The 6,561-nt window shown below is 73.4% G+C and carries 5 protein-coding genes; all 5 read left to right on the top strand.

All coding sequences use genetic code 11. The features are described 5' to 3' along the window. Window positions 1–736 (top strand): XdhC family protein (locus NH339_RS16865; RefSeq protein ID WP_253027172.1); only part of this gene is annotated, 736 nt, incomplete at its 5' end. Window positions 737–745: 9 nt separating this feature from the next. Beyond that, window positions 746–2,725, top strand: a complete 1,980-nt coding sequence (locus NH339_RS16860; protein ID WP_253027171.1) for an AarF/ABC1/UbiB kinase family protein — start codon at window positions 746–748, stop codon at window positions 2,723–2,725. A 130-nt stretch (window positions 2,726–2,855) separates the two neighbouring features. Continuing rightward, on the top strand, window positions 2,856–3,398 hold the full coding sequence (locus NH339_RS16855) for an SRPBCC family protein (RefSeq protein ID WP_253027170.1): 543 nt from the start codon (window positions 2,856–2,858) through the stop codon (window positions 3,396–3,398). Between the two features lie 37 nt (window positions 3,399–3,435). Next, window positions 3,436–5,760, top strand: a complete 2,325-nt coding sequence (locus tag NH339_RS16850; protein ID WP_253027169.1) for an FdhF/YdeP family oxidoreductase — start codon at window positions 3,436–3,438, stop codon at window positions 5,758–5,760. A gap of 59 nt (window positions 5,761–5,819) precedes the next feature. Beyond that, a partial coding sequence (locus NH339_RS16845) for a hypothetical protein (protein WP_253027168.1) occupies window positions 5,820–6,561 on the top strand: 742 nt, incomplete at its 3' end.

The raw sequence follows: 6,561 nt of genomic DNA, 5'->3' as shown, positions 1-6,561 counted from the left end.
GACCGGTCTGCGTCGCGCGCTGCAGCAGCGTGCCCAGGCCATGCTGGCGAGCGGTGCCAGCGGCGTCGTGCACTGCGGACCCGACGGCTCGCCGCTCGCCTCCGGCGTGCGCGCGTTCGTCCAGACGTGGACCCCGCCGCCGCGTCTCGTGGTCCTCGGCGCCGTCGACTTCGCCCGCGCCCTGGCGGGCGCGGGACGCTTCCTCGGCTACGACGTCACCGTCTGCGACGCCCGGCCCGCGTTCACGACCGTCGACCGGTTCCCCGACGCCCACCGCGTGGTCGTCGACTGGCCGCACCGCTACCTGGACGCCGAGGTCGCCGCCGGTCGGATCGACGCCCGGACGGTGGTGTGCGTGCTCACCCACGACGCCCGCTTCGACGTGCCGACGCTGACCCGAGCGCTGCGCCTCCCCGTCGCCTACGTCGGGGCGATGGGCTCGCGGCGCACCCATCGGGAGCGGCTGGAGCAGCTGCGTGCCGCGGGCCTCACGGGCGAGGAGCTCGACCGGCTGCACTCGCCGCTCGGCCTCGACCTGGGCGCGCGCACGCCGGAGGAGACGGCCATCAGCATCCTCGCCGAGGTCGTCGCCGTCCGTCGTGGCGGCACCGGACGCGGGCTGGGCGACACCGACGGGCCGATCCACCGGCCCACGGCGGAGCCGGACCGGAGGGTCGCCGGGACGTCCGGACGGCCGGTGCTCGAGGCGGGCCGCGCGAGGTCGACGCTGCGCTAGGGTGCCGGCATGGCGGTGCTGGGGTGGGTGGTCTCGAGCATCGCCCTGGTCCTGCTCGCGGTCGGGCTGGCCACGGTGATCCGTCGCGTGCTCGGCGCGCGCGTCGGCACCCTGCGCACCGTCCTCGTGTCCTTGTCGGCGCTCGTCGTCGGGGTACCCGTCACCTCGGCGCTCGCCGAACGCGCCGACCTCGGATCCGCCGAGGAGGGGCTGACCGCGCCCGTGGCCGTGGGTGTCGTCTTCTTCTGCGTCGCGGCGCTGTGGGTCTTCGCTGCCTGCCTCGCCGTCGTGCTCGTCCTCGAGGTGCTGGTCCCCACCGGGTCCGTGCCCGGTCCGCGACGCGCAGGTGTGGCGCTGCGCGATGCCGTGCGGCGAGGGCGACGGTACGTCCAGCTCGGCACGGTCGCCACGACGTCGGGGGCGCTCGTCGCGCTGCGTCGGGGGCCGGGGTCCGGTCCCTTCGGTCCGGCGCTGACGACGCTTCTGCAGCGATCCGGCGTCACGTTCGTCAAGGTCGGACAGATCCTCGCCACCCGGGAGGACCTCCTGCCCGAGGAGACCACACGCGCCCTGGCGACGCTGCAGTCGGACGCCCAGCCGGAGTCGGCGCAGGACCTCCGGGCGACGGTCGTCGCTGAGCTCGGGGCGCCGCCCGAGACGGTCTTCGCCACCTTCGAGACGACGCCCCTCGCGGCCGCGTCGCTCGCGCAGGTCCATGCGGCGACGACCGCCGACGGGCGGGACGTGGTGGTCAAGGTGCAAAGGCACGACGCGCAGCGACAGGTACTGGTCGACGTCGACATCCTCGGACGGCTGGCTCGCCGGGCGGAGCGGCAGTGGCCGTGGGCTCGCGAGATGTCGGTCGTGGGGCTCGCCGACGGCCTCGGGCGGTCGCTGCGGGAGGAGCTCGACTACCGCGTGGAGGCCGCGAACACCGTAGCCGGGGGCGCGGCGCTCTCGGCGTGGCCCGACCTGGTGGTCCCGGCGGTGGACACGACCCTGAGCACCCGCCGCCTGCTCGTCATGGAGCGACTGGTCGGGCGGCCGTTGTCGGGCGGTGCGGAGGTCGTCGCAGGGCTGTCCGAGCGACGACGGGAGCAGCTGGCCGACACGCTCGTCGCGGCGCTGCTCGACACGATCTTCGTCACTGGCGTCTTCCACGCCGACCTGCACCCGGGAAACGTGCTGCTCACCGACGACGGCCGCCTGGGGGTGCTCGACTTCGGTGCCGTGGGCTTGCTGGACAGCGAGACCCGGCACCTGCTCGCCCTGCTCCTGCTGGGCGTCCTCGGTGACGACGCAGTCACGGCCACCGACGCGCTCGTGCTGGCGTTCGACGTCCCGACCGACACCGACGTCCTGACGTTGCGGCGCGAGCTCGGTCGGGAGATCGCCGCGCTGCAGCTGCGGACGGAGCTCGACGCCGAGGCGTTCACCCGGCTGTTCGGCGTCATGCGTCGACACGGCATCGGTGTGCCGGGCGACGTCGCCGGTGCGTTCCGGACCCTGACGTCGGCGGAGCGGGTCGTCACGCTGCTCGACCCGGGGCGCAGCCTGCTCGCGTCCGCCCGCGAACAGCTGCCGTCCCTCGTGCGCCGACTGACGTCGCCGCGCCGCGTCGCGTCGCAGGCAGCGGGCCAGGCTGGTGTCCTGGCGGCCGTGGCGCGCCGTCTCCCGGGTCGGGTCGAGCACGTGAGTCGGGCGCTGGGCGACGGCACCTTCACCGTCCGGACGAGGACGCTGGGTCATCCTCAGGACCGCACCTGGCTGCGCGACCAGCTGAACGGGGTGTTCGTCGCCGCCTTCGGCGTCGCCGCCAGCGTGCTGGCCGTCGTCCTGGTGCTCGTCGGTGGAGGGCCCGAGCTCACCCCGCGGCTCTCGCTCGTCGACCTGCTCGGCGGGCTGCTCGGGTTCGCGGGCGTCACCGTCGCCCTCCGCGTCGCGGTCGGCATGTTCCACGGACAGGAGCGACCGCTCGACCGGGACTGAGCGGTGCTGGGCGCATGGACGCCGACGCTGCGGGTACGCCCGAGGTGTCGACGCCGACCCGACCGGACGCCGACCCGACCGGAGGACGCCATGCCCTGCACCCGAGCCCCGAGGGGACCAGGAGGGCGTCGTGCGCGCGCCTAGGCCGTGGGGCCACCGCGGCCCGGGGACCGTCGACGAGGAGCGACACCTGCGCGTGCCGGTGCGCACCGCCTACGACCGGTGGACGCAGTACGAGAGCTTCCCGCGCTTCGCGCGCCACGTGCACCGGGTCGAGCAGGTCCGTCCGGCCGTGACGCGCTGGTTCGTCCGCCTCGGACCGCTGCGCCACGAGTTCCACGCCGAGGTGGTGGAGCAGCATCCCGACACGCTCGTGGCCTGGCACACCCTCGGAAGCCGCGTCGTCCACGAGGGCGAGGTGACGTTCCGTGCCACCGGACCCGACACCTGCGTCGTCGGCCTGACCCTCCGCGTGCCGTGCCCGCCCGTCGTGCCCCGACGAGCGGCCGAGGCGCTCCTCCGACCGCTCGTCAGCGCCGAGCTGGACCGCTTCGCGACGTTCGTGGAGACCGTGGGCGACGTCGGCGAGGCCTGGCGCGGCACCATCCACCGCGGTCGGGTCGAGCACGTCGAGAAGGAGCCGCCGGCCCACCCGGGGTGGGTGCACGGCTGAGCCCGAGCCGCCCGACCAGCACGTCGAGAGGAACACCATGGACGACGCACCGCACGACGACGAGACCACGGGCCTGACGGTCGAGGAGCCCAGCACCTGGGCAGCCGGCGTGCCGGCGGTCAGGCATGCGCTGGAGTACTCGCTGGAGCAGACCACCGTGCCCCGCACGGCCCGCACCCTGCTCACCATGAACCAGGTCGACGGCATCGACTGTCCGGGATGCGCCTGGCCCGACCCGGAGGTCGGGCACCGCTCGCGCAACGAGTACTGCGAGAACGGTGCGAAGCACATCAACGACGAGGCCACGCGGCGTCGGGTGACGCCCGAGTTCTTCCGCGCGCACCCGGTCGACGACCTCGCGTCACGATCGGACCGCTGGCTCAACCAGCAGGGCCGGCTGACCGAGCCCATGGTCAAGCGTCCGGGCTCCGACCACTACGAGCCGATCGGCTGGAACGAGGCGTTCGCCCTCGTGGCCGACGAGCTGAGGTCGCTCGACTCGCCCGACCAGGCCTCGTTCTACACGTCGGGACGCGTGAGCAACGAGGCCGCGTTCCTCTTCCAGCTGTTCGCGCGCGCGTACGGCACGAACAACCTGCCCGACTGCAGCAACATGTGCCACGAGTCGAGCGGCTTCGCGCTGCACGAGACGCTCGGGACGGGCAAGGGGTCGGTCAGCCTCCTCGACCTCGAGAACGCCGACCTGATCCTCCTCGTCGGCCATAACCCGGGGTCGAACCACCCGCGACAGCTGTCCGCCCTGGAGACCGCCAAGCTCAACGGTGCACGGATCGTCGCCGTCAACCCGCTGCCCGAGGCCGGGCTGCGCCGGTTCAAGAACCCGCAGAAGCCGCGCGGCGTGGTGGGTCGGGGGACCGAGATCGCCGACCGGCTCCTGCAGGTGCGTCCCGGTGGCGACCTCGCGCTGTTCCAGGCGCTGAACCGGATGCTGCTGGAGGCCGAGGACCGGGCGCCGGGCACGGTGCTGGACCGTGACTTCATCGAGTCCAGCACCGACGGCTTCGACACGTTCGCCGAGCACGTGCGGGGCGTCGACCTGGCGAAGGTGCTCGAGGAGACCGGCCTGACGCTGGACGAGATCGGTGCCGTGCACGAGGACGTGCTGCAGAGCGACCGCGTCGTGGTCTGCTGGGCCATGGGGCTGAGCCAGCAGCGGCACGCCGTCCCGACGATCCGCGAGATCGTGAACTTCCTGCTCCTGCGCGGCAACGTGGGCCGTCCGGGGACGGGCCCCTGCCCGGTCCGGGGGCACAGCAACGTGCAAGGCGACCGGACGATGGGCATCTGGGAGCAGATGCCCGACGCGTTCCTCGACTCCCTGCGCGACGAGTTCGGCTTCGAGCCGCCGCGCGAGCACGGGGTGGACGCGGTGGGGACGATCCGCGCGATGCGCGACGGCGAGGTGAGCATCTTCTTCGGCCTGGCCGGCAACTTCGTCCGCGCGGCGCCCGACAGCGAGGCCACCGAGGCCGCCCTGCGCCGGTGCCGGCTGACCGTGCAGGTCTCGACGAAGCTCAACCGCTCCCACGCCGTGTGCGGGGAGACCGCGCTCATCCTGCCGACTCTCGGCCGCACCGAGCTCGACGTCCAGGACAGCGGTCCCCAGTTCCTGACCGTCGAGGACTCGATGAGCCAGGTCCACACCACGAGAGGACGGCTCACGCCCGCGTCGCCGCACCTGCTGAGCGAGGTCGCCATCGTGTGCCGCCTCGCACGGGCCACGCTCGACGGCTCCCAAGGGATCCCGTGGACCGACTTCGAGGCCGACTACGGGCACGTGCGCGACCGCATCTCCCGCATCGTCCCCGGCTTCCACGACTACGACCGGCGCGTCACGCGCCCCGGAGGCTTCACCCTGCCGAACCCGGTGAACGAGGGGGTCTTCCCGACGGAGACGGGCGCGGCACGGTTCACCGCCAACCGCGGTCGCGCGACGCGCGCGCCCGCCGGCCACCTGGTGCTCCAGACCCTGCGCTCGCACGACCAGTGGAACACCGTCCCCTACACCGACGACGACCGCTACCGCGGCATCCACGGCAGTCGCCAGGTGGTGATGGTGAACCGCGACGACCTGCTCGACCTCGGCCTGTCCGACGGCGACACCGTCGACGTCGTGGGGGTCTGGGAGGACGGCGTGGACCGTCGCGCGTCCGGGTTCACGGTGGTGGCCTACCCGACACCGCGCGGAGGAGCCGCGGCCTACTACCCCGAGACCAACGTGCTCGTCCCGCTCGACAGCGTCGCGGAGACGAGCAACCAGCCGACGTACAAGGACGTCGTCGTGCGGCTGGAGAAGGTGGGGTCGCGCCCGGACCGCGCGCCGGAGGGAGCCACGGCCTGACCCGCGCCCGCGTGCCGTCTCGTCGGGCCGGACCCGCAGATCGTCGGTACGTTCGAGGCATGGCGACCACGACGCGCAGCACGCACGCAGCGGCCCGGACCGGCACCCAGGGACTCGCATGGGCGGTGCTCGTCGCGTCGGTGCTGGAGGTGGTGGCGCCTGTCGTGACGATCAGTGGTCCGGGTGCGTCGCCCGCCCAGGGCTCGGGCCCGGAGCTGCTGATCACGCCCGTCGGCTGGGCGTTCTCGATCTGGGGCGTCATCTACACGCTGGCGATCGCCCAGGCGGTGGCCACGCTGGTCCGCGGCCCCGGTGCCGTGCCGCGACGTCTGCAGGTCGACCTGGTCGTCCTCTACCTCGGTGGTGCGCTGTGGATCCTGCTGGCAGCCCTCGACAGCAGCCTCGCGACCGCGCTCGCGCTGCTCCTCATGCTGGTCGCCGCGGTCGACGCCGTCCTGACCACGGCCCGCTCGTCCTTCGAACCCGGCTGGTTCGCGGTGCTGACGCGCGCGGCGGTCGGCCTCTTCGCGGGCTGGGTCACCGCAGCGTTCTTCCTCAACCTCTCGACCGCACTCGTCGACCTCGACGTGGTGTCGGCGCGGTCGGTCGGCTGGCAGCTCGGCGTCCTCGTGGTGGCGGCCGTGACGCTGCTCGCGGTGCTGGTCCGCACGGGCGGGAACGTGGCCTACGCCGCTGCCGGGGCGTGGGCGATGCTCGGCATCGCCGTCACGGGCCGTGCCGACGGCACGACCTCGGTGCTCGCGGCCGCCGCCGTGGCCGGGGTCGCGATCGTCCTGACGG

This window comes from Aeromicrobium sp. CnD17-E (assembly GCF_024124745.1).
Classification (GTDB): Bacteria; Actinomycetota; Actinomycetes; order Propionibacteriales; family Nocardioidaceae; genus Aeromicrobium.
The sequence above is the reverse complement of the archived record's forward strand: the minus strand, read 5'-3'. Positions and strand labels throughout refer to the sequence as shown.

Excerpts from the sequence above, each read along its gene's own strand:
- NH339_RS16860 (WP_253027171.1), top strand. The coding sequence starts at position 746 with ATGGCGGTGCTGGGGTGGGTGGTCTCGAGCATCGCCCTGGTCCTGCTC.
- NH339_RS16850 (WP_253027169.1), top strand. The coding sequence starts at position 3,436 with ATGGACGACGCACCGCACGACGACGAGACCACGGGCCTGACGGTCGAG.